Annotated in this window: 25 protein-coding genes, 1 pseudogene and 1 other annotated feature; of the genes and pseudogenes, 11 read left to right on the top strand and 15 right to left on the bottom strand. The window is 38.7% G+C overall.

Features of this window, described 5'->3' with window-relative positions; all coding sequences use genetic code 11:
• The 4 genes from ACQKNR_RS14790 to ACQKNR_RS14775 all read right to left on the bottom strand — a co-directional run.
• Positions 1 to 2,183: BclA-related collagen-like exosporium protein (locus ACQKNR_RS14790; RefSeq protein WP_427318552.1), on the bottom strand; the 2,183-nt coding region annotated here is incomplete at its 3' end.
• A 119-nt stretch (positions 2,184 to 2,302) separates the two neighbouring features.
• Positions 2,303 to 2,626 carry a hypothetical protein gene (locus ACQKNR_RS14785; RefSeq protein ID WP_193410681.1) on the bottom strand — a complete coding sequence of 108 codons (324 nt, stop codon included), beginning with the start codon at positions 2,624 to 2,626 and terminating at the stop codon, positions 2,303 to 2,305.
• Positions 2,627 to 2,646: 20 nt separating this feature from the next.
• Positions 2,647 to 2,871, bottom strand: a complete 225-nt coding sequence (locus tag ACQKNR_RS14780; protein ID WP_427318551.1) for a spore germination protein — start codon at positions 2,869 to 2,871, stop codon at positions 2,647 to 2,649.
• A 77-nt stretch (positions 2,872 to 2,948) separates the two neighbouring features.
• Entirely contained in the window at positions 2,949 to 3,254 is a 306-nt protein-coding gene (locus tag ACQKNR_RS14775; RefSeq protein WP_427318550.1) for a rhodanese-like domain-containing protein, read from the bottom strand.
• Between the two features lie 200 nt (positions 3,255 to 3,454).
• Between ACQKNR_RS14775 and ACQKNR_RS14770 the strand changes: the two genes are divergently transcribed.
• Positions 3,455 to 3,637, top strand: a complete 183-nt coding sequence (locus ACQKNR_RS14770; protein WP_193410684.1) for a hypothetical protein — start codon at positions 3,455 to 3,457, stop codon at positions 3,635 to 3,637.
• Between the two features lie 49 nt (positions 3,638 to 3,686).
• Here ACQKNR_RS14770 and ACQKNR_RS14765 read toward each other — a convergent pair whose 3' ends face one another.
• Positions 3,687 to 4,811: a homoserine O-succinyltransferase gene (locus ACQKNR_RS14765; protein ID WP_427318549.1), complete on the bottom strand. Its 1,125-nt coding sequence runs from the start codon at positions 4,809 to 4,811 to the stop codon at positions 3,687 to 3,689.
• 152 nt (positions 4,812 to 4,963) lie between these two features.
• Between ACQKNR_RS14765 and ACQKNR_RS14760 the strand changes: the two genes are divergently transcribed.
• From ACQKNR_RS14760 to ACQKNR_RS14740, 5 genes are all read left to right on the top strand, one after another.
• Positions 4,964 to 7,159 carry a spore germination protein gene (locus ACQKNR_RS14760; protein WP_427318548.1) on the top strand — a complete coding sequence of 732 codons (2,196 nt, stop codon included), beginning with the start codon at positions 4,964 to 4,966 and terminating at the stop codon, positions 7,157 to 7,159.
• A 16-nt stretch (positions 7,160 to 7,175) separates the two neighbouring features.
• Positions 7,176 to 8,276, top strand: coding sequence for a spore germination protein (locus tag ACQKNR_RS14755; protein WP_427318547.1), 1,101 nt, complete (start codon positions 7,176 to 7,178; stop codon positions 8,274 to 8,276).
• Positions 8,246 to 9,331, top strand: coding sequence for a Ger(x)C family spore germination protein (locus tag ACQKNR_RS14750; RefSeq protein ID WP_427318546.1), 1,086 nt, complete (start codon positions 8,246 to 8,248; stop codon positions 9,329 to 9,331). The genes ACQKNR_RS14755 and ACQKNR_RS14750 overlap by 31 nt, the downstream gene beginning before the upstream one ends.
• Before the next feature lie 92 nt (positions 9,332 to 9,423).
• Complete coding sequence (locus tag ACQKNR_RS14745) at positions 9,424 to 9,609, top strand: hypothetical protein (RefSeq protein ID WP_000038779.1); 186 nt, start codon at positions 9,424 to 9,426, stop codon at positions 9,607 to 9,609.
• 58 nt (positions 9,610 to 9,667) lie between these two features.
• Positions 9,668 to 10,090 (top strand): HAD family hydrolase, encoded by a 423-nt coding sequence (locus ACQKNR_RS14740; RefSeq protein WP_193410690.1) that lies wholly within the window; start codon positions 9,668 to 9,670, stop codon positions 10,088 to 10,090.
• Positions 10,091 to 10,134: 44 nt separating this feature from the next.
• Here the strand turns inward: ACQKNR_RS14740 and ACQKNR_RS14735 are convergent, their stop codons facing one another.
• Positions 10,135 to 11,289 (bottom strand): VrrB protein, encoded by a 1,155-nt coding sequence (locus tag ACQKNR_RS14735; RefSeq protein ID WP_427318746.1) that lies wholly within the window; start codon positions 11,287 to 11,289, stop codon positions 10,135 to 10,137.
• A 182-nt stretch (positions 11,290 to 11,471) separates the two neighbouring features.
• Between ACQKNR_RS14735 and ACQKNR_RS14730 the strand changes: the two are divergent.
• Positions 11,472 to 11,861: pseudogene (locus tag ACQKNR_RS14730) on the top strand (GNAT family N-acetyltransferase); the annotation flags it as partial.
• A gap of 36 nt (positions 11,862 to 11,897) precedes the next feature.
• Here ACQKNR_RS14730 and leuS read toward each other — a convergent pair.
• The 9 genes from leuS to ACQKNR_RS14685 all read right to left on the bottom strand — a co-directional run bounded on the left by leuS (position 11,898) and on the right by ACQKNR_RS14685 (position 22,041).
• Complete coding sequence (gene leuS, locus ACQKNR_RS14725) at positions 11,898 to 14,306, bottom strand: leucine--tRNA ligase (RefSeq protein WP_427318545.1); 2,409 nt, start codon at positions 14,304 to 14,306, stop codon at positions 11,898 to 11,900.
• Positions 14,307 to 14,371: 65 nt separating this feature from the next.
• Positions 14,372 to 14,591 (bottom strand) — a binding site (T-box leader).
• A 52-nt stretch (positions 14,592 to 14,643) separates the two neighbouring features.
• Positions 14,644 to 15,837: an MDR family MFS transporter gene (locus ACQKNR_RS14720; RefSeq protein WP_427318544.1), complete on the bottom strand. Its 1,194-nt coding sequence runs from the start codon at positions 15,835 to 15,837 to the stop codon at positions 14,644 to 14,646.
• A gap of 340 nt (positions 15,838 to 16,177) precedes the next feature.
• Positions 16,178 to 17,401 (bottom strand): cation:proton antiporter, encoded by a 1,224-nt coding sequence (locus ACQKNR_RS14715; RefSeq protein WP_427318543.1) that lies wholly within the window; start codon positions 17,399 to 17,401, stop codon positions 16,178 to 16,180.
• A gap of 3 nt (positions 17,402 to 17,404) precedes the next feature.
• Positions 17,405 to 17,902, bottom strand: coding sequence for a cation:proton antiporter regulatory subunit (locus ACQKNR_RS14710; RefSeq protein ID WP_427318542.1), 498 nt, complete (start codon positions 17,900 to 17,902; stop codon positions 17,405 to 17,407).
• A 43-nt stretch (positions 17,903 to 17,945) separates the two neighbouring features.
• Positions 17,946 to 18,512: a tyrosine-type recombinase/integrase gene (locus ACQKNR_RS14705; protein WP_427318541.1), complete on the bottom strand. Its 567-nt coding sequence runs from the start codon at positions 18,510 to 18,512 to the stop codon at positions 17,946 to 17,948.
• 348 nt (positions 18,513 to 18,860) lie between these two features.
• Entirely contained in the window at positions 18,861 to 20,705 is a 1,845-nt protein-coding gene (locus ACQKNR_RS14700; RefSeq protein WP_427318540.1) for an FtsX-like permease family protein, read from the bottom strand.
• Positions 20,706 to 20,721: 16 nt separating this feature from the next.
• Positions 20,722 to 21,483 carry an ABC transporter ATP-binding protein gene (locus tag ACQKNR_RS14695; RefSeq protein WP_000165839.1) on the bottom strand — a complete coding sequence of 254 codons (762 nt, stop codon included), beginning with the start codon at positions 21,481 to 21,483 and terminating at the stop codon, positions 20,722 to 20,724.
• Between the two features lie 129 nt (positions 21,484 to 21,612).
• Positions 21,613 to 21,762 (bottom strand): hypothetical protein, encoded by a 150-nt coding sequence (locus tag ACQKNR_RS14690; RefSeq protein WP_001129340.1) that lies wholly within the window; start codon positions 21,760 to 21,762, stop codon positions 21,613 to 21,615.
• Positions 21,763 to 21,777: 15 nt separating this feature from the next.
• Positions 21,778 to 22,041 carry a YtzC family protein gene (locus ACQKNR_RS14685; protein WP_000840865.1) on the bottom strand — a complete coding sequence of 88 codons (264 nt, stop codon included), beginning with the start codon at positions 22,039 to 22,041 and terminating at the stop codon, positions 21,778 to 21,780.
• A gap of 264 nt (positions 22,042 to 22,305) precedes the next feature.
• Here ACQKNR_RS14685 and ACQKNR_RS14680 point away from each other — a divergent pair, with 264 nt between their 5' ends.
• The 4 genes from ACQKNR_RS14680 (at position 22,306) to ACQKNR_RS14665 (ending at position 25,482) form a co-directional block, all read left to right on the top strand.
• Entirely contained in the window at positions 22,306 to 23,265 is a 960-nt protein-coding gene (locus ACQKNR_RS14680; protein ID WP_427318539.1) for a TIGR01212 family radical SAM protein, read from the top strand.
• Positions 23,262 to 23,834 carry a class I SAM-dependent methyltransferase gene (locus ACQKNR_RS14675; RefSeq protein WP_427318538.1) on the top strand — a complete coding sequence of 191 codons (573 nt, stop codon included), beginning with the start codon at positions 23,262 to 23,264 and terminating at the stop codon, positions 23,832 to 23,834. Before ACQKNR_RS14680 ends, ACQKNR_RS14675 begins: the two co-directional genes overlap by 4 nt.
• Positions 23,835 to 23,949: 115 nt before the next feature.
• Complete coding sequence (locus ACQKNR_RS14670; RefSeq protein WP_427318537.1) at positions 23,950 to 24,783, top strand: ABC transporter ATP-binding protein; 834 nt, start codon at positions 23,950 to 23,952, stop codon at positions 24,781 to 24,783.
• Between the two features lie 18 nt (positions 24,784 to 24,801).
• Positions 24,802 to 25,482, top strand: a complete 681-nt coding sequence (locus ACQKNR_RS14665; protein WP_427318536.1) for an ABC transporter permease — start codon at positions 24,802 to 24,804, stop codon at positions 25,480 to 25,482.
• Positions 25,483 to 25,491: the final 9 nt, after the last annotated feature.

Below are 25,491 nucleotides of genomic sequence, written 5' to 3'. Positions count from 1 at the left end.
CCAGTTGGGCCTTGTGGACCTTGCAAGCCTTGCACACCCTGCGGACCTGTTGGGCCTATCTCCCCTTGAATCCCTTGAATTCCAGTTGGACCTTGTGGACCGGTCGGGCCTTGTATCCCTTGGATTCCTTGGATTCCCTGTGTGCCTTGCGCTCCGGTCGCTCCGGTTGCTCCTTGAATTCCTTGAGGACCTTGTGGGCCTTGGATTCCTTGGGGACCTGTTGGACCTTGGATTCCTTGTAGGCCTTGAATTCCTTGCGGGCCTTGGTCTCCCGTTGCTCCTGTCACTCCTTGGATTCCTTGCGGACCTTGGATTCCTTGCGGACCAGTTGGACCTATGTCTCCTTGCACTCCTTGGATTCCTTGTGGCCCCTGTAAACCCGTCACTCCTGTTGCTCCCGTTTCTCCTGTCGCTCCAGTCACTCCGGTTGAGCCTGTCGCACCGGTATCTCCGGTTGCTCCTGTAGCACCAGTTGCTCCTGTCGGGCCAGGTGGTCCACCCGATGGACCTGTTATTCCGGTCGGACCTGATGGCCCCGTTGGGCCAGTCGGTCCTGCTGGTCCTCCAGAAGGTCCCGTTACCCCTGTTGGACCTGTTATTCCAGTTGGGCCTGTAGTTCCTTCCCCTGTCGCCCCTGTTGCTCCCGTTTCTCCTGTTACTCCCGTTGGGCCTTGGATTCCTTGAATTCCTTGTGGACCTTGAACACCTTGTGCGCCCGTCGGTCCTTGAATTCCTTGGATTCCTTGCACTCCCTGTGGTCCCATCGGACCTGTTGGACCAATCGCCCCTTGAGCACCTTGCACTCCTTGGGGGCCCTCTGGACCAGTTGGACCTATTTCCCCTTGTACTCCTTGAATTCCGGTTGCTCCTTGTGCTCCTGTTGCTCCTGTTATCCCTTGAATCCCTTGTACTCCCTGTATTCCTTGTGGACCTTCTGGCCCCGTTGCTCCTACTGGTCCTTGAATTCCCTGAATCCCTTGTGGACCCTCTGGACCTGTTGCTCCAGCTGGTCCTGGTATCCCTTGGATTCCTTGTGGCCCCTGAAGTCCTTCTGGACCTTCTGGACCTGTTGGTCCTATATCACCCATCGGCCCTTGAATTCCTTGAACTCCTTGAGGACCTGTGTCTCCTGTTGGACCTGGTACACCTTGGATCCCTTGTGGACCTTGATCGCCTGTTGCTCCTGTTGCTCCTTGAGGCCCTATAGCTCCCTGTATACCTTGTGGACCTTGATCTCCCGTTGCTCCCGTTATCCCTTGGATTCCCTGAACACCTTGAATTCCTTGTTCACCTGTTACTCCAGTCGGACCAAGAATCCCTTGAATGCCCTGCGGGCCTTCTGGACCTGTTGGGCCAATTGGCCCTTGGATACCTTGAATTCCTTGTATCCCCTGCGCACCTGTTCCTCCTGTACTTCCAGTAGGACCAGTATTTCCCGTTGCTCCCGTACTACCTGTTACCCCAGTATTCCCAGTTGCTCCAGTCGCCCCTGTACTTCCACTCGGTCCGCCTCCTGGACCTGTGGCCCCCGTCGGACCAGTTGGACCAGGAGGTCCTCCTGATGGTCCAGTTATCCCTGTTGGACCTGTTATTCCAGTCGGGCCTGTAACCCCTTGACCTGTTGCTCCAGTTGCTCCCGTACTTCCACTTGGTCCTTGTAAGCCTTGTATCCCTTGCACTCCTTGTATCCCTTGGGGACCTGTTGCTCCTGGTAGCCCTTGCACACCTTGAATTCCTTGAGGTCCCTCAGGTCCAGTAGCCCCAATCGGACCTTGCAACCCCTGTATTCCCTGTATACCTTGTGCTCCTGTCGCGCCCGTTGGACCGATCGGCCCTTGAATTCCTTGCACGCCCTGTAAACCTGTTGCTCCCGTTGCTCCTATTGGCCCCCTCAATCCTTGCGGCCCCTGTTGTCCTTCTGGTCCTGTTGCACCCATTTGTCCAGCTGGCCCTTGAATTCCTTGCACACCTTGTGGTCCTGTCGGCCCCCTCAATCCCATCGGACCTTGAAATCCTCTTGGTCCTTGAGGGCCAGTCGGACCTTGTGGACCTGTTGGGCCTGTAATCCCAATGCCAGTAAATCCAGTTGAAACAGGAGGGAAAGTAGGCCCAATAAATTCTGGCGGAATTCTAAAATTAGAGTTTAACGAATGTTGTTTCCCTTTATTATCACGATTTTTCACACTTTCACCACCTACAGACCATCTTTTTCACACTAGATAAACCTCTTCTTCTTAATCTATTTACAAAAATAATCTCCAAGACTATTTTTATTTTAAATAATAAAAACTCCCTTAATTCCTTAAGGGAGTCCAGCTACTGAATCCATATTATCTGTATTAGGGACAGCTTGCGATATACTCGACACATTTGCACCTTGCCCCATATTTGTTCCCGTTACAGTACCAGCAGGAGTACCTCGTGTATAGGTTGTCGTCACCGAATCTCCCGGTTGTAAACAAAGCTTCGTCTCCGTCCCTATTACTGTAACAACGTCAATCCAGGTGCAACCCATTGAACCACTATACGTTTTCGAAGCAGTAAATGAAGTATCACGCAAATTATCACCCGTAAATATATTCCCAGTATTATTAACGATAATAAACTCTTTTATATGCGCAGGCATACTCACACTCTACCTTTCCTTTACGAACCTAATGTACGTGTACTCGTTGCTAATGGCGGAAGAAATACTGATGTTCTAATCACCGCTTCCGGCTGCCTTTTCCCATTTAAAAAAATAGCCGCACTCGATCCTCCAGCTCCTGCATATATTTTCGCTGCAGCAAAAGGCGAGATATCATAACAGTCGCCGACATTAACAGCTCCTGTATTATTAATAATTTTTACTTTACGCATGTTAATCCCCATTTCCCCTCCCCCTTTTGTATACTGTATGCAAAAGAAAAAAACTTGAAACAGACTCGTTTCAAGTTTTTAACAATTAACTATTTTGTTTCCCCTTCATATTGAAGCATTCCGCCAACCATGTTTACTGTTTTAAATCCTTGCTCATTTAAATAATGGCATACATTTTCACTGCGCATTCCCGAACGACAAATAAAGATATATTCATTCTCTTTATCAAAGAAATCTACCTTATTTGGGATATCACCCATTTTAATATGTATAGCTTCTGGAATTTTTCCTGTCGCTACTTCTTCATCTTCCCTTACGTCTACTAAAAATAGCGTTTCCCCATTTTCTAAACGCTCTTGCACTTCTTCTGTTGTAATTGTTTTAACTTCTGTCATATGTCGTTCCTCCTTATATACAATAAAACCTTTAGTTTCTTCTTTAAACAACTATTTCTAATCAATTTTAGCATGCGAAAGAAGGAACGCAAAGAAAGGAGAATTTATTTCTCAATTTCCCCGCAAAACTTATTCTTTACAAACATCACTATCACATTGTATCCTCAATATACTTGTTTTTATGAAAGGAGTCGATCAAAATGACACTTTTTCTTTTCATTATGGGCATTATTTTCTTAATCGCTGCGATCATTGCACTTAGTATGAAAAATAGTAAAAAGATAAAATCCCCCCAAGAAATGTCATTCTTATTTCTATTGCTCAGTATAGCGTTCTTCGGTATAGCAATCGCTACATATATTTTCCGTCTGCAAATCATGTAAAAAAAGGTGCCTACTACACATATCGCACCTTTTTCACGTCATTTATTTGCTACACAAAACTAGATACTTTCCGATTTAAAAATTCATAAACCTTCTTTTCAAATAAATGAACATCTAACGCTCCCGCCATATGCCCATTTATACTTTCTATTTCGTACACTTCCGCATACTTCCCTTGTTTTTGCAAAATGTCTACCATTTTATAATTATAACGAGACGGCTGAAGCAAATCTTGTTTGCATGGAATCATAAGCACATTCGCTTCTATCTTAGAAAGAGCTTCTTCCAAAGAAGAGAACCCATGCACAATATCATGTAGTAAGACTGCCTTCGCAGTGTACATCCACGAATTTGCATCTACTAACTCTATACTTCTATATATCGCTTTATTTATCTCTTTCTCAAATGATGATAATGCAGAAAATTTTTGATAAGGTTCTATCTCTATACTATTACGAGGAAATGCCTTTTCATAAAAATGTTCATCAAACGCATTCATAAACATCATTCTATTTGCTAAATGAAGTCCCTTCATTGGCTGCGCCTCTCCATATTTTCCGCCTTTCCAACTTGGATCGAGTTGAATTGCTTCAATCGCATTTTGCGCTACATTTACTGACGTGATAATTGGATTTTGCGGGTTCGTAATCACTCCAATCATCCGCTCTACCATATGAGAATAGTGAACAGCCCATTGCTGCGCAATCATCCCACCCGCCGAAGGTCCCATTACAGCATGTAATCTTGAGATTCCCATATCTTTTATTAACTCATATTGCATACGAGCTACATCAAGAAATGTAAAAACCGGAAAATCTATTGCATATTCGCCTCCAGTCTCTGGATTAATTGATTTCGGTCCCGTTGTAATCACATACGGGTTCTTCACCTGCACATTACAAAGATTATCAGTACATATAACGAAATATTTATTTGTATCAATTGCTTTTCCAGGTCCAATGAGCGCATCCCACCAACCAGATTCCTCATCATGTTCTGTATATTTCCCTGCCGCGTGACTTGTTGCACTAAAATAATGACAAACCAAAATCGCATTTGACCTTTCTCTATTTAAAGTACCATACGTCTCATACCCCATTTGAACAGGAATTTCCCTACCATTTTCAAACGTAAACTCTTTTAAAACAAACTTCTCCTTTTTTACAATTTGCACAGATTCGCCTTCTTCCCGTCATAGTATGAACTGCTCACTTAAGGATTTTTTCTATGTAAACCAATCTCCTTCTTCTTTTCATAAATAAATGAATAATATACAAAATTAGCCACAAAATAGCACTATATTACACAATTAAAGAGGGCATACATATGATTTGGAATTGGTTACGTAAGAAAAAAAAATCAAATACACAACAAACAGATGACTCGCAACAACAAACTAGAAGTATGAAACATAACAAAGATAAAAATAGCCAGCAAAACGATAAACAAGATGATTCGTCTCAAAATAAGCAGCAAAACGATAAACAAGAAGATTCATCTCAAAATAAGCAGCAAAACGATAAACAAGAAGATTCGTCTCAAAATAAGCAGCAAAACGATAAACAAGAAGATTCGTCTCAAAATAAGCAGCAAAACAATAAACAAGATGATTCGTCTCAAAATAAGCAACAAAACAATAAACAAGATGATTCGTCTCAAAATAAGCAGCAAAACAATAAACAAGATGATTCGTCTCAAAATAAGCAGCAAAATGATAAACAAGAAAGTGCTTCTCAAAATAAGCAGCAAAATGATAAACAAAATAATTCTTCTCAAGATAAACAGCAAAATGATAAGCATGACGATTCTTCCCAAGATAAACAGCAAAGCTCTAAACAAGATGACTCATCTCAAGTTAAACAGCAAGGCGCTAAGCAAAACGATTCTTCCCAAGATAAACAGCAAAGCTCTAAACAAGATGACTCATCTCAAGTTAAACAGCAAGGTGCTAAGCAAAACGATTCTTCCCAAGATAAACAGCAAAACTCTAAGCAAGATGACTCGTCTCAAGGTAAGCAACAAAACGCTGGAAGTAATAGTATTTATGATTTTACAAAACCAAAAAAAGACCGTATTCATTCTCTACAAGATTTAATAGAGAAGCTTAAAAAGTCTAGTGATTTTATTAATTACCATACATCTGATGATGAAACGATGCCTTATTATATTTCTTACTATCGACCTTCACTTGATGGAGAGAAATTACAGAAATATTTAATGCCTACTCTGTTAGAACGACCTTGTACTTCATTAGAAGAATTAAAAGAACGTATTCCGATGAGTGGTATTACAATTACGAACGACTTACAAAAAATTGAGGATATGGTTTTAAAGGGACATGCAATTATTCAATTGAACCAGCAAGATCAAAAATGTATGCTTGCAAACATTGCAATTGATAATTATCGTGCGCCAACTCCTCCTTTAAATGAATCAACTGTTATCGGTCCTCAAGAAGGTTTCGTAGAGGATATTGATACAAATATAAATTTAGTTCGAAAGCGTCTTCCTGTTTTAGATTTACAAACAAAAGAAATGATTGTCGGTGAGTTTTCAAAAACAAAAGTTGTCATGATGTATTTAGACAACCTCGCTGAAAAAGATAATGTTGATTTTCTAGAAGAATCTTTACGTGCTATTGAATATGATCAAATTAATGATAGTGCTTATATACAAGAATTAATGGGGGAAAAGTCTATTTTCCCTCTCTATATCAATACAGAACGCACCGATAGAGTTACAAAAGCACTAATTGATGGAAAAATCGCTATTTTTGTTGATGGTTCTCCAAGTGTTCTACTAACACCTGTATCATATTTCGATTTTTTCATTTCACCAGAAGACTATAACGTCTCTTGGCTATACGCTACATTTTCAAGAATTTTACGCCTTATCGCCGTTTTATTTTCAATCTGCGCTACACCGTTATACGTTGCAGTCTTAAATTATCATTATGAACTCATTCCAAGTGATTTACTTGAAACTTTGATTTTATCGAGGGCACAAGTACCGTTTCCACCTTTAATTGAAGCACTCTTTTTAGAACTCGCAATCGACTTATTAAGAGAAGCTGGTGCGAGGTTACCGATGAAAGTCGGTCAAACACTCGGTATTGTAGGCGGTATCGTAATCGGGCAAGCATCTGTACAAGCTGGTTTAACGAGTAATATTTTATTAATTATCGTTGCATTATCAGCACTCGCTTCCTTTATTACGCCTATTTATAAAATGGGTAATGCAGTTCGATTACTACGCTTCCCGTTTCTTATATTTGCAGAAATAGGAGGACTTTTCGGGATTTCTCTTGGATTTATCTTTTTATTTACCCATCTATTTAGACTTACTTCCTTACGTAAGCCGTACGCTTTGTTTTATCCAACAAGACAACAATCTGTTAAAGACTCTTGGATTCGTTTTCCCTTAACAATGATTGATACAAGGGATGTACAAGCGAGACCACAACATGTAAAAAAATCAGCAAAAGGGATTTCAACAAAACATAAATCGGATTTTGATGATTAAGGAATGAGGTGCATTGATGAGTAAAGTTCAAGAAAAATATCAAATATCTCCTATCTTTGTTTTCTTCTTAATTCACAGTGCACAGTTTGGTGCTGGCGTTCTTGGATTCGCTCGAATTATTGCAAAAGCCGCTGGATACGACGGCTGGATGGGGGTTGTAATCACAGGAATCTGTATCCATATTCTTATATGGATGATGTATTTTTTATTAAAAGAAACAAACGGGAATTTAATTGATTTACATCGGCAAACATTTGGAAAATGGCTAGGAAACGGCATTAATATCATCTTTGCGGCTTATTTTTTCATCGTCAGTATTTCCGTCATTCGAACATATGTTGAAATTATTCAAGTATGGATGTTCCCTACCGCTTCCACTTGGATGCTAACAATTTTTTTAAGCTTAGTTGGCTATTACATTATTTCTTCTGGATTTCGTGTCATTACTGGCGTTTGCGTCATCTCAGTTGGTGGTACATTGGGATATTTATTTCTTAGCCTATTCGTTTTGAAATACTCACATTGGTCTAATTTACTACCTATTTTCACACATTCTTTTTCAGATATTTTAAAATCCGCCAAGCTGTCAATCTACAGTATGACAGGATTTGAGATTTATCTTATGATTTATCCATTTGTGAAAAATCCGAAGCAATCTCATAAATTCGCTCAATACGGAGCACTATTTTCAAACTTTCTATATTTGTTTAGTACCCTTTTAGCCTTTGCGTTTTTTAGTGAGAAACAATTGTCAAAAACGATTTGGTCACAACTTTCTATGACCCAAGTAATCCAATTACCATTCATAGAAAGGCTAGAATATATTGCAATTTCAGCTTACGCACTCGTTATTATTACCAGCTTTATTCTTCCTTTATGGGCGGCAACGAGAGGAATACATGAAATATTTCGTGTAAAACAAAGAGGAGTTTTAATTACTTTCATGCTTATTATCCTCATTGTTTCACAGCTTTTAACGAACAGACATGATATTAATGATTTTATTAGTAATGCATCCAAAGTTAGTTTTTGGCTCATTTATGTATACATCCCAATCCTATTTATCATTGTGTGGGTGAAAAGAAAATGGAAAAAATCAAAAGTAAAAGCAAATTAATACTTATTTCTTGCATCATACTCTTCAGTCTAACCGGATGTTTACAGAAAAATATTATCGATGATGTACAGCTTATTCAAGGAACTGTTTTTGATATAGCAAAAGATAATAAAATTAAAGTGACATTCGTTTGTCCCATTCAGAAAAAAGGAAATAAGGTTCAAGTTTTTGAAGGCAGCGCAAATGCAGTAAAACAAGTAAAAGCAGACACATCTTTGGAGTCTTCTCAGCCATTTGCAAGTGGACAAATGCGGGTTGCTTTATTTACTACAAGAATTGCTAAAAAAGGATTAACAACTTCCTTTGACACGTTAATTCGTGATGTGAATATCGGGAACTCAATGTATGTCGGTATATTAGAAGGAACTGGGATGGACTTACTAAAAGGTAAATATACTACATCATCTAACGTTGCCATTTATATAAAGAAAATGTTAGACCATAATATGCAAACAGGCCCTTTACCTACTGATAATCTACATTTAGGAGCCTATCGATATTATCGTGAAGGCCAAGATTCCTATTTACCAATCCTCAAAAAAGAGAAAGATAAAATAAAAATTACTGGCATCGGCCTTTTAAAAAAAGATAAATATGTCGGGAAAATTAATTATCCTGATATGTTTGCCTTTAAAGGCTTATTAGAAAAACACCGATTAGATTCACATGAGTTTAAAGCAAACTCCGGATACACAATGATTAATAACATTCGATCCGTCCCAACTTACCAAATAAATATAAAAAATGGGAAACCATCATTTTTTATACATGTCAAACTAGACGCGCGTATTCAAGAACTATCTAAACAGTTCAACCTAGACAATAAAAAGAATACACAAAAAATAGAAAAATCAGTTGAAAAACAATTAGATGCAACAGCTAATAAACTAATTAAACACTTTAAATCTTTAAATGTGGATCCACTCGGCCTCGGTGCAAGATATAAACATCATTATCGTCCCTTCAAATTAGAAGAGTGGCGAAGAATGTATAAAGATGTTCCAATTAAAGTAAAATACACTGTCAACATTACAAATTCTGGTGTAATCGAATGAGAAATGATTGAACTCCTCTCTCCAGCATGATACAACGGAGAGAGGAGTTTTTTATTACTAAATAGAGAGAAAAGATATTTACGGGGGAGCTTATGTCTAAAAAATTAGTAAAGCCTATTTTAAATGGTATTTTATTTCTCGGCGTCTTTTTATTTGCTCATACATACTTAAAAAATGTTTCCTTCACACGTTATTTGCTTGTCGTTATACCAATGTTGCTCGTTGGTATATTTGGCATCGACCTTATTTTATCCATTTTAATTAAGAAAGAAGAATAGTCTCTGGTCATCTATGTTACAATAAACTTCGGCATAACGTAAGAAAGGATGAAACAACATGACAAACGAAAAAGGTTTAGATAAAGGGTACGAACTTGTTGCAAAAATGCATGAAGTATTCGGACATCCTGTAACAAACACTCCAACAAAACTAACAGAAGAACGTGCAAAAATTCGCGCAAGCTTTATGCAAGAAGAGCTAGAAGAATTTCTAGAAGCAACGACTGTTGAAGATCAATACGATGCACTTATTGACCTTATTTACTTTGCATTCGGAACGTTTGCAGAAATGGGCGTACGTCCAGATAAAGGATTCGAAATTGTAAACAACGCAAACATGGCAAAACTATTCCCTGATGGTAAACCTCGATTCCGTGAGGGCGACGGCAAAATTTTAAAACCAGAAGGCTGGGAAGCACCAGAACCACAACTTCGCGCTGAAATCGAACGCCAACGCCAAGAAGCTGAAAAAAACTGCTAGGATTTCCTAGCAGTTTTTTGTTATTTCTTTTTTCCTGCAACTCATTAATGCCCCACGTGTCCCGCATGTCCTGCTGCCCCTGAAATGCCAGCTGCTGCTGTCTCGGTTCTTCCCGCTCCAATTCCACCTGTCCAAGGCGAAGATTGCTGGTGTGGATATTGTTGGTGTGGATATTGTTGGTGATGTTGGCTGTGCTGACCTTGATATCCCTGTTGGCCTTGGTGACCTTGCTGACCATGTTGGCCTTGATGACCATGTTGGCCTTGCTGACCGTGTTGGCCTTGCTGACCGTGTTGGCCTTGATGGCCATGCTGGCCTTGATGACCGTGCTGGCCTTGATGGCCATGCTGGCCTTGGTGACCGTGCTGGCCTTGGTGACCGTGCTGGCCTTGGTGAGTTTGATAAAGAACAGCTTGCGGATGAGCTTGGTGCTGACCTTGGTGATGTACTTGTTGCTGATGGTGGCCTTGGTGATGATGTTGACCATGGTGGTGGTGGTGACCATGGTGGTGTTGACCATGGTGGTGTTGACCGTGGTGGTGTTGACCATGGTGGTGTTGACCGTGGTGACCATGCTGATGACCTTGATGTGTTTGATAAAGAACAGCCTGCGGATGCATTTGGTGGTGGCCTTGGTGATGTACTTGTTGTTGATGACCATGGTGGTGTTGGCCTTGGTGACCGTGATGACCGTGGTGGTGATGTTGGCCGTGGTGACCATGATAACCATGGTGATGATGTTGACCGTGGTGCATATGATGACCGTGAACACCTTGAGGGAAACCGTCGACGCCTCCAGTTATAACACCTACTCCCGGTACAGGAAATCCTGTTTGTACGCCTCCAACGAAAGATGGAAATGTAGTTGGCATACCTACAGGCACTCCTCCTTGTGTACCTCCTACTAATGTCGGAATTCCTGTTTGCGCTCCAGCCACTGATGTCGGAATTCCTCCTGTTAATGTTGGCATTCCAGTTTGCATGCCAGCCACTGATGCCGGAATTCCTCCTGTTAATGTTGGCATTCCAGTTTGCATGCCAGCCATTGATGCTGGAATTCCTCCAGCTGCTCCCCCCATCCAGCTCGGAATTCCGCCGTATCCTTGTTGTCCCACTCCTCCCATTAACATCATTTGTTCATAACTATCCGATCCACCTCCGGAGAAGCCATGTGGTGCATTATTGTCCATCCCTTTCATTCCTTTCACCTCTTCTTGTCAATTTTGCCTACCTTTTTTATCATATTTCCTAATAAAGAATAGGTGTTTGTCTGCACGAGAATTCCTCACCTTTTTCCTCATTCATGATACAATTAGTCGACTGATTATTCTTTCTCTTTTGGACGGAGGTATTTCCATTAAAAAACGTCACTAAAGCTTCAATTAATGATTTAGATTCAATTATAAATATAGATATAGATATAATAAGAAATAATAATAGATGAAATTATATTAAACACGCTATTGATGAAGGCAGATGCATCATTATAAAAGAAGACAATTCTATTTCCGGTTTTCTAACATACGATACAAACTTCTTTGGCTGTACGTTCCTCTCATTAATCATTGTTTCGCCAACTAAAAGAAGACGAGGTCATGCAAGCTCATTAATCTCATATATGCTAACCCATTCCCCTACGCAAAAAATCTTTTCTTCAACGAACGAATCGAATGAAAGTATGCAAAACGTTTTTAGTGCGAACGGATTTATACGAAGCGGCATCATTGAAAACTTAGATGAAGGTGATCCAGAACTTATTTTTCACATAAAAAACTCAGAGCGTAGATGCTCTGAGTTTTTTTACGAATTAGTTTGCAACAACGTTAACAAGTTTGCCAGGAACGACAATTACTTTACGAACTGTTTTTCCTTCGATTTGTTCTTCAATTGCTTCAAGTGCAAGTTGTTCCATTTCTTCTTTTGATGCATCTTTTTTCATTGTTAGTTTTGCGCGAACTTTACCCATAACTTGAACAACGATTTCAACTTCATCTTCTACAAGTTTAGACTCATCAAATGTTGGCCAGCTTGCGTATGTGATTGTTTCATTGTAACCAAGCTTGCTCCATAGTTCTTCCCCAATGTGAGGTGCAACTGGTGCAATCATTTTTACGAAACCTTCTACATATTCTTTCGGAAGTGTTTCAGCTTTGTATGCATCGTTGATGAATACCATCATTTGAGAAATCGCTGTGTTAAAGCGAAGCTCTGCATAGTCTTCTGTTACTTTCTTCACTGTTTGGTGGTACGCTTTTTCAAGCTCTTTATTTGGTGCATCAGTAATTTTCTCACTTAATTCACCGTTATCTTGAACGAATAGGCGCCATACACGGTCTAGGAAACGACGAGCTCCGTCAAGACCATTTTCAGACCAAGCGATGGAAGCATCTAACGGTCCCATAAACATTTCGTATAGACGAAGTGTATCTGCACCATGGCTCGCTACGATATCATCAGGGTTTACAACGTTACCTTTTGATTTACTCATTTTCTCGTTGTTTTCACCTAGAATCATACCTTGGTTGAATAATTGCTGGAACGGCTCTTTCGTTGGAACTACACCGATATCATATAATACTTTATGCCAGAAACGGGCATATAGTAAGTGAAGTACAGCATGTTCTGCTCCACCAATATAAATATCAACTGGAAGCCATTGTTTTACTTTTTCTGGATCTACAAGTGCTTCGTTATTATTTGGATCCATGTAGCGTAGGTAATACCAACAGCTACCAGCCCATTGTGGCATTGTGTTCGTTTCGCGACGACCTTTTTTACCTGTCTCAGGATCAACAACATTTACCCACTCTTCAATGTTTGCAAGTGGTGATTCACCTGTACCTGAAGGACGGATGTTATCTGTTTTCGGAAGAACTAATGGTAATTCTTCTTCTTTCACAGCTGTCATTGTGCCATCTTCCCAATGAATTACTGGAATTGGCTCACCCCAGTAACGTTGACGACTAAATAACCAGTCACGTAGACGGTACGTTACTTTTTGATTTCCTGCGCTCGTTACTTCAAGCCATTCAATCATTTTTGCGATTGCTTCTTCTTTATTTAAACCATCAAGGAATGCTGAGTTTACATGAGCACCATCACCTGTATATGCTTCTTTCGTAATGTCTCCGCCTTTTACAACTTCCTTCATTGGAAGATTGAATACTGATGCGAATTCATAGTCACGCTCATCATGAGCTGGAACTGCCATTACAGCACCTGTTCCGTAAGTTGCAAGAACGTAGTCAGCGATCCAGATTGGTAATTTCTCACCATTTACTGGGTTAACTGCGTAAGCACCAGTGAATACACCAGTTTTCTCTTTTGCAAGTTCTGTACGCTCTAGATCACTCTTCATTTTTACAGAATTAATGTAAGCTTCTACAGCTTCTTTTTGATCTGCTGTTGTAATGTCTGCAACAAGTGCATGCTCTGGAGCAAGTACACAGTAGCTTGCGCCAAATAGTGTATCAGGACGCGTTGTGAAAACTGTGAATTTCTCATCTGTACCATCGATGTTGAAGTGTACTTCTGCACCTTCAGAACGACCGATCCAGTTACGTTGCATATCCTTTAAACTTTCTGGCCAATCAAGCTCATCTAGATCTTCTAATAGACGATCTCCGTAAGCTGTAATTTTTAACATCCACTGTCTCATCGGACGACGCTCAACTGGATGTCCACCGCGCTCACTCTTACCATCGATTATTTCTTCATTTGCAAGTACTGTACCAAGCGCTGGGCACCAGTTTACAGGTACTTCATCAACGTAAGCTAAGCCTTTTTCAAATAATTTCAGGAAGATCCATTGTGTCCACTTGTAGTAGTTTGGATCTGTTGTATTTACTTCACGGTCCCAATCGTAAGAGAAACCTAATGATTTAATTTGGTTACGGAACGTATTAATATTAAGCTCTGTAAATTCAGCTGGGCTGTTTCCAGTATCAAGTGCATATTGCTCTGCTGGAAGACCGAATGCATCCCATCCCATTGGATGAAGAACGTTATATCCTTGCATACGCTTCATACGAGATAAAATATCTGTCGCTGTATAACCTTCCGGATGTCCTACGTGTAGACCTGCACCTGATGGATATGGGAACATATCTAGTGCATAAAATTTTGGTTTTTCTGTCTCATCTGGCGTACGGAATGTTTTATTTTCTTCCCAATACCCTTGCCACTTCTTCTCAATTTCTTGATGATTAAAGCTCATGAGATACCCTCCTTAAAATTCTATTTATTTTCACCGCCCAAAATACAAAAAACCTCTCATCCCTAGAAAGGGACGAGAGGTTATAGATTCCCGCGGTACCACCCTAAATTAATGTACAAATATACATTCGCTTAGATCCGTAACGTGGATTAACGGCAATTGCTACTGCTAGTTTCACAACTGCAACTCAAAGGCGAGTTCATAACGAAACGTGGATTGACTTGCACCGACCGTCAACTCTCTAAACCAGCTTCTATTACTACTACTCCTTTTCACTGTTATTACAAATATGAGTTAATTTAAATATATTCTAAAACATGTTACATGTTCCGTCAAACTAAACTGCAATTTTTTCTTCAACTGTTTCTTCTACTTTTACTCGTTTATCATAAATACTCGCTGCTATAAGCGCTACTACAAGCATTACCATGATTGCTATAAACAATACTTCCATATTGTATAAATCCACGATTGCTCCACCAACGACCGGTCCGAACATTTTCCCTACAGTCGCTGCGCTATTTACAACACCTTGGTAAAATCCAAGTTTATCTTTCGGTGCAAGTATATTTGCAATGGTCGGCACTGCTGGCCATACGAATAATTCACCGATCGTTAATGTCACCATCGCAACGAGAAACATCGTGAATTGCTGCGCTTGACTCAGCACAATGAATGACGCCGCAAAAATGATGATTCCAATCATAATTTGTTGTTTTAAAGAACGCTTCATCCAGCGAATTAGCATACTTACAAGCGGCTGTGCACAAACAATCATCGCTCCGTTTATCGTCCATAATAAACTATAGTGACGAAGGCTAATATTTAACTCCTGCATATGTGTTGCAATCGCTCCTTGCCACTGTACGTATGTAACCCAGCATAAAGCATATGCTACACACACGATAAGAAGTGCTTTAAATCCAGGTGTAAGTGACCAACCTTTTTTCGTTTCGACTTCCTTTTGCACTCCTGGCTCTTTTTTGTCTTCCATACCACGGAATCCAATAAAAGCAATTAAGAAGAAAACAAAGTATAAAATAAAGTTCGCTAAGAAAATGTAATCAAAACGATACGATGCGACTAAACCACCGCACGCTGTTCCGATTGCAATACCGACGTTTTGTCCAACATACATCGCATTAAACGCTCGTCTGCCGCCTTCTGGCCAAACCGTACCAACCATCGCATACATCGATGGGAAGACCATTCCAGAACCAAAGCCGATTAACGCTAACCATACAACATATAACGGCCAACCGTGGAAGAACACAAGACCTAAAATCGATACGAGTGTAATCACAATTCCTACTAAAGTTGATTTATAACCGCCCCATTTATCAAATAAAACACCGCCGAGCAAGTTTCCGATTACACCAGTAAGCGAGTTGATCATTAATACCATTCCAGCCACTGATAGCGATTTTCCTAAATGATCATGTAAGTAAATTGTATTAAAAGGCCATAAAAAAGAAGCACCCGTGACATTAATAATCATCCCAGCTACTAATAGCCATACTTTCCTTGGCATAGTTTCCCCTCCTATTCTATTTTTTTCGTTCATCTATAACAGTAAAATTGTAGTCGTTTTTAAATAGGAAGGCAACTGATTAATAGTTGATGAAATTCAGATAATAACGCAAAGACGATTAGAATAAAGTAAAACTTTAATCAGAGGGAGTTTTGTCCATCCCCCTCTGATTATTAGCCCACACCACTCGGGCTTTTACGAGCAGTTAATCTCCCACCTAACTTCCTCGCATGTACCGAATTTTGAGGTGGGAGTCTTACTGCCTGCGAATAGCGGGATAAATTCTAATCGTCTTTGCAATATGTTACTCTATATTCAATGAAATCGTTCCCTTGTAGCATTAGCCAACTTCCTTTTTACGTTTTGCACTTTCTTTAGCACTCCATTTAAATATTTTGTCTAGTAAGGAATATATCCTCCCAGACTCTTTCGTTAACAAGGGACCTAACGACGCCAATATTAAAACATACAAAGCTGAGAACGGTTTAATCGTTGCCATTAGGCCACCAGCGATTCCAATATTCGCGACGATAATAGAGAATTCCCCGCGTGATACAAGTGTTAAACCAATATTTGTAGAAGCCTTATGCGATAACCCGGCTTTACGTCCCGCAAACATTCCAGCTATAAAATTACCGATGATTGTTATGAGTACTGCTCCTAACGTTAACCAAACAGCTCCCCCTAACGAAAACGGATCTATACTTAATCCGAAGCTAAAGAAGAATATAGCACCAAAGAAATCACGAAACGGGACGACGAGCTGCTCAATTCGATCACTATGCTCTGTTTCAGAAAAGACGAGTCCTAATAATAAAGCTCCAATCGCTTCCGCAACATGAATTGTTTCTGAGAATCCAGCTACGAAGAATAAAGTAGCGAATATTACGATAATAAAAATTTCATTAGACGAAATATCTAATATTTTATTTAAGAACGGTGTAGCTTTTCTAGCAATTACAAAGAATAATAACATATACCCTAATGCGATTAAGACGGCTGTGAGAGCACCTATAAATGATGTTGCACCTCCAAGAACTAAACCTGAAACGACAGATAAATATACCGCTAAGAAAATATCATCGAACATAATAATCCCTAAAATTAGCTCTGTTTCCTTATTGCCAGCTCTTCTTAAATCAACAATTACTTTTGCCACAATTGCACTTGATGAAATGGTAATAATTCCAGCAATAATTAATGTTTCTAATAAAGGAAAGCCCATCAAATATCCATAGAGTAAACCTAGTGTGAAATTAAGCGATATATGAACAGTGCCTCCAATGGCAATGGACTTCCCTGATTTTATAAGTTTTTTCATTGAGAATTCTAGCCCTAAATAAAACAAGAGGAATATGACGCCAATACGGCCGAGGAAGGAAATAACTTCTCCGCTTTCAATAAACCTTAAATCGATAACCCCTAAATCCGGGGCATGGGGCCCCACTAGCATACCGAGTATAATGAGAAACGGAATAATCGAGAACTTTAACTTTGCAGCTAGGATTGCTGCAAAAGCCACTAATACTAACGCAGTTCCAACTTCAAAGACTAAAGTATCCATCGATTACGAGTCACCTCCCGCTGAAAGCAACTCCTTAATAATTTTTTTCACTTCATGTCTTTCACCCGATAATACGAGCATATCGCCAGCTTCAATGATAGAGTCTGGACCTGGATTGAAGAACTTCTTCATGTTCTTTTTCAAAATAGCAATGATCGTTACGTTATATGCTTTTCGGACATTCAAACTACCAATTGTTTTTTGTACTACTGGTGCGTTATTTTCCACCTTAAACCATTCAATTGATAATCCTTCAAAAGCCATCTCAATTGTATCTAAAGCTTGTGGTCTATATACCATTCCACCTAATATAGCCGCAATTTGTCTCGCTTCAGAATCACGAAGGACAATGCTTGAAATACTCTCATCATGATCCGCATCAAAATGATACATTTCTCTTCGACCATCATCATGAATAACAATAACCATTTTTTCATTACCTTTTGTAGTTACTTCAAACTTACATCCAATACCCGGTAGTTCACTTTCTCTAATATTCATATTCCCGCCTCCTAAAATTTTTTAGTTACGGCTCTTCCCTTTTTTACAAATCTACATCAATCTCCGTTTTAAACTTTTCATCTTTTGAGATTCCTAAATACTTGAGCGTTTCTGATGGAGTCGCGTGATGGAAATGTTTTTGCAACAACGCAATTGCTATTCCTCTTTTGTACGCGTGAAACCCAAATGTTTTTCTCATTGAGTTCGTTCCAATCTTTCCAACAATCCCAACCGCTTCCGCAGCACGATGAATCACACGATACGCTTGTTGGCGCGTAATTGAATTTGTCGTTTTATTAGATTGAAATACGTAGTTTTCTCTTTTAACATCAATAGATTGTACATACTCTAAAAGTGCTTCTTTTACTTTTGTATTTAAATAAATATCTTGCTTAAACTTTTCATCTTTCACAGGAAGAGAATAAAACTCTTTAACAGTCCCATCTTCATTTAATACCTCTTCAAATTTCATGCTAAGTAGTTCTGTAATTTTTAATCCCGTGTTAATGCCAGTAACAAATAAAAGATAATCACGCTGTGAGTGCTCTTTTAAATAATTTTTCATAGCCTCAATTTGGCTTATATCTTTTAATGCCTCTACAACTTCCATACATGTATTCTCCTCATCTTATGAACGGTAATTTTCTCATCATGTTGTCCATTTTACCTTATCATGCTATGAGATTTCCATGTATTATCCATTATTTTCACACTACACTGCTTAGGTCCAGAAAATTTTCATTTGGAAGTTTATGATTGTACAAATACGATGTGGGTAGAAAAACTAGGGGGATACAAGTTCAGCCTCTTTCTACAGATCGGATTCCTCCTTTCATTTTTCGGTTGCTGATACTCGTATAGTATGTTACTTATTTGCATTATATTATATATTTCAGTAACGTTAAAGTGTTTTTCCTGAAAATAATAAAAACCGAGCATTTTTGCTCGGTTTTTATTATTAATCTTCTTTTGGAAGAACAATTCCTTTATACAATTGAACTGTAATGAAGTAATAAATCGCATAAATAACTACGAAAATTACGATTGGTAACCAAATACGGAAGTACGGATCAACTAAAATAAATCCGAAAATATTCATACCCACTAATACATGAGCGATACCCACAATTGCTGGGAATAAGAATACTAAGAATAACTCTTTATAAATTGATTTCGTTAATAATTCACGGCGCACACCGATTTTACGAAGCATTTGATAGCGCGTAATATCTTTTGATGCACCAGAAAGAATTTTAAACATTAAACAACTTGCCATCATTGCTAAGAAAGCAATTCCAAGGAAGAAGCCCATAAATACAGTTCCGCTCGCAACTCCGTAGAACATGTCATACATTTGATATTTACTATTCATTTGTTCAGCTGTTACATTTTTATATTTATCTAGCTGCAACTCGTCAATTTTTTTCCATTCTTTTGTGTATGCTACGAAATCGTCTGTTTTTCCAATAAATACGATTCCTTCTTTACCGTTTACAGTATCGTACATTTTTTGATTTACAATTTTAACGGCATGATCTTTGTATATATAGTATGGTTGAATTGTTCTAAATGCCTCGTCCCACTCTTCAGGCATTGCTTTTTCATTTTGATCTTGCACCGCTCCCGCTACTGTACCTACTGGAGCCACTCCTGAAATTTCTTTATATTTACCGAAATTCTCTTTACCTAAACCGTCTCGAATAAGTGGCTTTTGTTTCTCTAAATCTTCTTTTACATAATAAATATATTTGTCGTCTACTTTATAGCGGTACTCAGCTTTATTTTTAAATGATATACCATCTAAAATTTTCTTTTCTTCAGCTGTTGGATTATGAACTACTGAGTCGTAAATCTCTACACCATCAACTGTTTTTATAACGTTATTTTTAAATGCCATACCACCTGAAATTGCACCGGCTCCAAGCGCAACTAACATCGCCACTGTTGCAAGTACTTTCGTTAAGCTATTAATTCGGAAATTTAATTGAGCAAATGTAAAAGCATTAAGCCCTTTTTCACTACGTTTTTTATTACTCTTTAACTTTTTAATAATAACTGGAAGAAGAGATCCAAATAGCATATAAGTACCAGATGTTGTTGTAACTAATGCAATAAGTATTCCCATCTCTCTTAACGTTTCCATATTCATCATAGATGCATACCCAATACCTAATAAAATAACCGCAAGGAATGCAACTACACCCGTCATTTTTCCTTTTACCGCAACACGCTCTGTTTGTGCATCTGCATGTACAAGTTGTAATACAGAAATACGAGATAATTTAATACTATTCATAATTGCCGATAATACAAATAGTGCAAAGAAGAAGATGCAAGTAACAGTCATAGATGGAATATAAAATGCTTTATAGCCTTCACCAGCAAATTCCAATTGTTTCATTAATAACTGACCGATACCTTCTGCAAGTCCTACACCAACTGTAATTCCAATCGCAAGAGACGCAGCGCCTAATACAATCGTTTCAATAAACATAAGTAATGTAACTTTATGCTTTTTTGCTCCTAACATCATATACATACCAAACTCTTTTTGACGAAGAGATAGCAAGAAAGAGTTCGCATATAAAATGTAGAAGAACGTTATAATAGCTAGTAAAAATGAACCTGCTTGGAATACGAATCCAATTGATTGAATAACTGAATTAGATTCGATAAACGCTTTATTCAGCGCTAACGTTTGAAACATATAAAAAATTGAAATCGACATGACAAGACCAACAAGTAAGACGATATAATCTTTCAGCTTACTTTTCAGCCCTGACATGGAAAGTTTAAATAACATGCCCAAGCCCCCTTTCTTACGCTTTTTGCGTGCCTAAGTCTGCAAGCACATCTAAAATTTCTTTATAAAACTCTTCACGTGTACCACCGCGATGAATCTCTTTATATAACTCACCATCTTGAATGAATAAAATACGCTGACAGTAACTTGCACTATATGGATCATGAGTAACCATCATAATAGATACGCCTTGTTCTTTATTTAAGTTTGTCATTGCATCAAGTAAGCTCGTTGCATTTTTAGAATCAAGAGCTCCTGTTGGCTCGTCTCCTAAAATAATTGCTGGCTCATGTACTAAAGCGCGCGCTGCTGCTGAACGCTGTTTCTGTCCACCAGATACTTCAGATGGATACTTTTGAAGTATTGCTGAAATTCCTAACATATCAGCTACCTTTTCTACTTTCGGCCCAATATTTCGTGATGGGACACCTTGAAGTGAAAGCGGAAGTGCGATGTTTTCGTAAATAGATAAGTTCTCTAATAAATTAAAGTCTTGGAAAATGAATCCTAACTTTTGCGAACGGAAATCAGAAAGCTCACCTTGCTTCATTTTCGTAATATCCGTTCCTGCAATTTCAACAACGCCGCCTGTCGCCTTATCAAGCGTTGAAATTACATTTAACAATGTTGTTTTACCAGAACCAGAAGGTCCCATAATGCCAACGAACTCACCTTCTTGAATTGAGAATGAAACACCTTTTAATGCGTGTGATTGGTTCTCACCTTTTTTACCGTACACTTTTTGAACGTTTTTCACGTCTACAACTGGTTTCGTCATATATATCCTCCTACGCTTGTTTTTCCATTACCTATTTTGCGCCTTTTGGAGGGGAACTGCTATTTGTTAACATTACATTTACCTTACACTTTTGTAATAAAATAAAACCAGGTCATAATGCGACCTGGTTTACTCTGATTGCTTCGATTTTTGAGGTTGTCCTTTTTTACTATTACGCTGTTTCACTTGAACGATAGGATCAAGTTCATTTGAAAACTCAGCATTATGTCCATTTTGCGTTTTTTGCTCTGGGTTATTTTGATCTGAACGTTTCGCCATTACATTCACTCCTTATTAGTGCGGTGTAATAATCATTTGATGTTGCAATTGGCGAATTGCCATACGTGCTCTATTTAATTGCTCACGTTGCTCATCATTCGCATGTTGTTGCATCGTTTGTAAATCGTTATACGCTTGCTCTAATTGCAACTGAGCATCTGAATATTCCATCGTATTGTAATGCTCTTGTCTCATACCAAGATCTAATTGTTCTTTTGCATATTCCACCGCTTGTTCAGCTTGTGTAATATACGATTCAAGTGATTGACGCTCTGCCATAATTGTCCCTCCTTGCTTCAATTCCCCTTTAGTGTGCCCCTTCCATATGAACCTTATGAGTATGTTATAATGGATTTTGTTTCATCCCGCTATTTGCGGGCAGTAAGACCCCCACCTCCAAATTTAACTGGAGCGAAGAAGTTAGGTGGGAGATTAACTGCCCGTAAACGCCCGATTGGTGTGGGCTGATAATCAGTGTGGATGGACAAAACCCCCACTGATTAAAGTTTCACTTTATTTTGACTCGTCTTAGGAGGGAAAGTAATGAAGGTTCAAAACCCTTTTCCATATACAAACGACAATAAACGTTATCATACATGGAATTACCACTTACGAAATGAATTTGGTGAAAAAATCTTTAAAGTTTCATTAGATGCTGGCTTCGATTGCCCGAATCGTGACGGTACAGTTGCTTATGGCGGCTGTACATTTTGCAGCGCGGCTGGATCTGGTGACTTCGCTGGCGATCGCCGCGATGATGTTATAACGCAATATCATGAAATGAAAGAAAAAATGCACTCAAAGTGGAAAGACGGAAAATGTATTGCGTATTTCCAAGCATACACAAATACACATGCACCACTTGAAGTGTTAAAAGAAAAATTCGAACCGCTTCTAGCAGAAAAAGACGTTGTTGGTCTTTCTATTGCGACTCGTCCAGATTGTTTACCAGACGATGTCGTTGAATATTTAGCGGACTTAAATAAACGTACGTACCTTTGGGTTGAACTCGGACTACAAACTGTTCATGAACGTACTGCAAATCTTATTAATCGTGCTCACGATTACCCATCTTATGTGGAAGGCGTAAATAAATTACGCAAGCACGGTATTAGAGTTTGCTCTCATATTATTAACGGTCTTCCACTTGAAGATTACGACATGATGATGGAAACAGCTCGTGAAGTAGCGAAGCTTGACGTACAAGGAATTAAAATTCATTTACTTCATTTATTAAAAGGAACGCCAATGGTGAAGCAATATGAAAAAGGTCAATTAGAATTCCTTTCTCTTGAAGATTACGTAAGTCTCGTTGTCGACCAACTTGAAATTATTCCAGAAGACGTAATTGTGCACCGCATCACAGGTGACGGTCCACCTGATTTAATGATCGGCCCAATGTGGAGCTTAAATAAATGGGAAGTATTAAATTCCATCGATGCAGAATTTGTACGCCGCGGAAGCTGGCAAGGAAAATATGCAAATGAGGAGAAACAAAAATGAAGTTAGAACGTGTATTACCGTTTGCACGCACACTGTTGCAAACGGCAGTAAAAGAAGGCGATTACGCTGTAGATGCAACACTTGGAAATGGACATGACACTTGCTTCCTAGCTGAAATCGTTGGAGATAACGGAAAAGTATTTGGATTCGATATTCAAAAAGAAGCAATTGAAAGTTCAACGACTCGCCTAAAAGAAAAAGAACTTTTCGAACGTACTGTTTTAGTTCACGATAGTCACGATACGCTTCTTTCCGTACTACCAGAAGATGCAAAAGGAAAAGTAACAGGCGCCATCTTCAACTTAGGTTACCTTCCAGGCGGTGACAAGCATATCGTCACAAAACCGAACTCAACAATCTCGGCGATCGAACAATTGCTAGAAGTAATGGCACCTGAAGGTATCATCGTCCTTGTCATTTACCACGGACACCCAGAAGGACAAATAGAACGTGACGCTGTGCTTACATTTGCAGAAGAACTAGATCAAAAACAAGCTCACGTTTTGCGATATGGTTTCATTAACCAGCAAAATAACCCGCCATTTATTGTAGCGATTGAGAAACGATAATATATCAACGATTCGACAAAACATAACAAAAAAAGACGTGCACTCACTGCACGTCTTTTTTTGATTCTCCTATATAATGGATGTATACACTATTTAAAGAAAGAAGGATAGAACTTTGCTAGTAGAACTAAAGGGAATTCAAAAGAAGTACGGCAAATCACTCATACTAGACAACATTGATTTATCCATTCCAGAAGGAGAAGCACTCGCTATTATTGGCGGGAACGGAACTGGAAAAAGCACCTTGCTCAAAATAATTGCAGGTTTTATTTCACCTACGGCAGGGACACTTCAAAGAAAAGAACATATACAAATCGGTTATGTACCTGAGCATTTTCCTGAAGGGATTCGTTTTACATTGGAGGATTATTTATATCATCTCGGCCACATTCACGGTTTATCAACAAAATACTTAAGAAAGAAAATTCCGATGCTCCTTGAACCTTTTCATTTACATCATGCAAGGCATTCCGTTGTACGAAACTTTTCAAAAGGTATGAAACAAAAAACAGGTATTATGCAAGCATTACTTACGGACGTCCATTTATTAATTTTAGATGAACCACTTTCTGGGCTCGACCCTAACTCTCAGCAAGAACTAGAGCATATTTTACTTTTATTAAAACAACAAGGTATATCTGTACTTTTTACATGTCACGAAAAACAACTACTAGAAAATTTCGCCGATAGAATTGTGACGTTAGCTAATCATACAATTGCGGAAAATACCGCTGTGCAAAAACCAACAGAACAAGTCTATATTGAGGCAATCGTTCACGAAACATTTTCAGCGATAGAACTACAAAAGCAATCAGGATTTATACACGTTACACACAATTCAAATCAAAACCTCATTCAATTACAAATCGAAAAAGATTATACAAACGACATACTTCAGTTTTTATTACATAAAAAAGCGTCTATCACACTGCTACAACCTAATTTTTAAATCGAAAGAAGGTTTATTATGTTTGCGCTTATTCGGTACCATTTTCTCGACTACACAAAATCGTATAAGTACGTCCCTCCTATTGCGATGTACTTTGTAAGCTTACTTTTCGTATACACATATAAACCGACTCCTATTGTGCCAACATATTTAGAAACAGCACTCGCACTTTATTTATTATCTGCCTGGATTACGGTCACCATTTTTCATACTGAAGACCCTGTACAAGAACAAATCACTATTTCACATACAAATAATATTTCAGCATTATACGTTGGTAAATATATTACAGCTCTTCTCATTTGTACTATGTTATCTTTTATATCCGTAATCTATCCAATTATTTTGCAAATGTTCAACGAAAAAATGACAGCCTCTTTATTTCTAGTCGGATTTCTCGCTCATATGTCTTTATCTATACTAGGGGTTTCAATCGCAACATTATTTACAAGAAATATTATTCAAAAAGCAAGCACTGCTTGGCTTAGTCTTACATTTATATTACTTATAACTATCGCTTCAATCCGATTAAAAAAAGAGTTACTATGGTTTTTCCCACCTATCGAAAGCTTTCTAATGCTTGGGCAATACAAATATAATATACTTACTCACACTTTATGGCTTACAGCTTGGGCTATCGTATATTCATTTTTATTACTCACTTTATTTCTTTTTCTTGTTCGTAGAAAACGTTTTTGACTACATATT

Source organism: Bacillus sp. NPDC094077, assembly GCF_050279465.1.
Lineage (GTDB): Bacteria > Bacillota > Bacilli > Bacillales > Bacillaceae_G > Bacillus_A.
Note: the sequence above shows the minus strand (reverse complement) of the source record. Positions and strands in the feature narration are given on the sequence as shown.

What these genes read in the sequence shown, in the direction of transcription:
- ACQKNR_RS14785 (WP_193410681.1), bottom strand. Translation starts at nt 2,626, where the DNA reads ATGCCTGCGCATATAAAAGAGTTTATTATCGTTAATAATACTGGGAAT.
- ACQKNR_RS14780 (WP_427318551.1), bottom strand. Translation starts at nt 2,871, where the DNA reads ATGGGGATTAACATGCGTAAAGTAAAAATTATTAATAATACAGGAGCT.
- ACQKNR_RS14775 (WP_427318550.1), bottom strand. Translation starts at nt 3,254, where the DNA reads ATGACAGAAGTTAAAACAATTACAACAGAAGAAGTGCAAGAGCGTTTA.
- ACQKNR_RS14770 (WP_193410684.1), top strand. Translation starts at nt 3,455, where the DNA reads ATGACACTTTTTCTTTTCATTATGGGCATTATTTTCTTAATCGCTGCG.
- ACQKNR_RS14760 (WP_427318548.1), top strand. Translation starts at nt 4,964, where the DNA reads ATGATTTGGAATTGGTTACGTAAGAAAAAAAAATCAAATACACAACAA.
- ACQKNR_RS14755 (WP_427318547.1), top strand. Translation starts at nt 7,176, where the DNA reads ATGAGTAAAGTTCAAGAAAAATATCAAATATCTCCTATCTTTGTTTTC.
- ACQKNR_RS14750 (WP_427318546.1), top strand. Translation starts at nt 8,246, where the DNA reads ATGGAAAAAATCAAAAGTAAAAGCAAATTAATACTTATTTCTTGCATC.
- ACQKNR_RS14745 (WP_000038779.1), top strand. Translation starts at nt 9,424, where the DNA reads ATGTCTAAAAAATTAGTAAAGCCTATTTTAAATGGTATTTTATTTCTC.
- ACQKNR_RS14740 (WP_193410690.1), top strand. Translation starts at nt 9,668, where the DNA reads ATGACAAACGAAAAAGGTTTAGATAAAGGGTACGAACTTGTTGCAAAA.
- ACQKNR_RS14735 (WP_427318746.1), bottom strand. Translation starts at nt 11,289, where the DNA reads ATGAAAGGGATGGACAATAATGCACCACATGGCTTCTCCGGAGGTGGA.
- leuS (WP_427318545.1), bottom strand. Translation starts at nt 14,306, where the DNA reads ATGAGCTTTAATCATCAAGAAATTGAGAAGAAGTGGCAAGGGTATTGG.
- ACQKNR_RS14720 (WP_427318544.1), bottom strand. Translation starts at nt 15,837, where the DNA reads ATGCCAAGGAAAGTATGGCTATTAGTAGCTGGGATGATTATTAATGTC.
- ACQKNR_RS14715 (WP_427318543.1), bottom strand. Translation starts at nt 17,401, where the DNA reads ATGGATACTTTAGTCTTTGAAGTTGGAACTGCGTTAGTATTAGTGGCT.
- ACQKNR_RS14710 (WP_427318542.1), bottom strand. Translation starts at nt 17,902, where the DNA reads ATGAATATTAGAGAAAGTGAACTACCGGGTATTGGATGTAAGTTTGAA.
- ACQKNR_RS14705 (WP_427318541.1), bottom strand. Translation starts at nt 18,512, where the DNA reads ATGGAAGTTGTAGAGGCATTAAAAGATATAAGCCAAATTGAGGCTATG.
- ACQKNR_RS14700 (WP_427318540.1), bottom strand. Translation starts at nt 20,705, where the DNA reads ATGTTATTTAAACTTTCCATGTCAGGGCTGAAAAGTAAGCTGAAAGAT.
- ACQKNR_RS14695 (WP_000165839.1), bottom strand. Translation starts at nt 21,483, where the DNA reads ATGACGAAACCAGTTGTAGACGTGAAAAACGTTCAAAAAGTGTACGGT.
- ACQKNR_RS14690 (WP_001129340.1), bottom strand. Translation starts at nt 21,762, where the DNA reads ATGGCGAAACGTTCAGATCAAAATAACCCAGAGCAAAAAACGCAAAAT.
- ACQKNR_RS14685 (WP_000840865.1), bottom strand. Translation starts at nt 22,041, where the DNA reads ATGGCAGAGCGTCAATCACTTGAATCGTATATTACACAAGCTGAACAA.
- ACQKNR_RS14680 (WP_427318539.1), top strand. Translation starts at nt 22,306, where the DNA reads ATGAAGGTTCAAAACCCTTTTCCATATACAAACGACAATAAACGTTAT.
- ACQKNR_RS14675 (WP_427318538.1), top strand. Translation starts at nt 23,262, where the DNA reads ATGAAGTTAGAACGTGTATTACCGTTTGCACGCACACTGTTGCAAACG.
- ACQKNR_RS14665 (WP_427318536.1), top strand. Translation starts at nt 24,802, where the DNA reads ATGTTTGCGCTTATTCGGTACCATTTTCTCGACTACACAAAATCGTAT.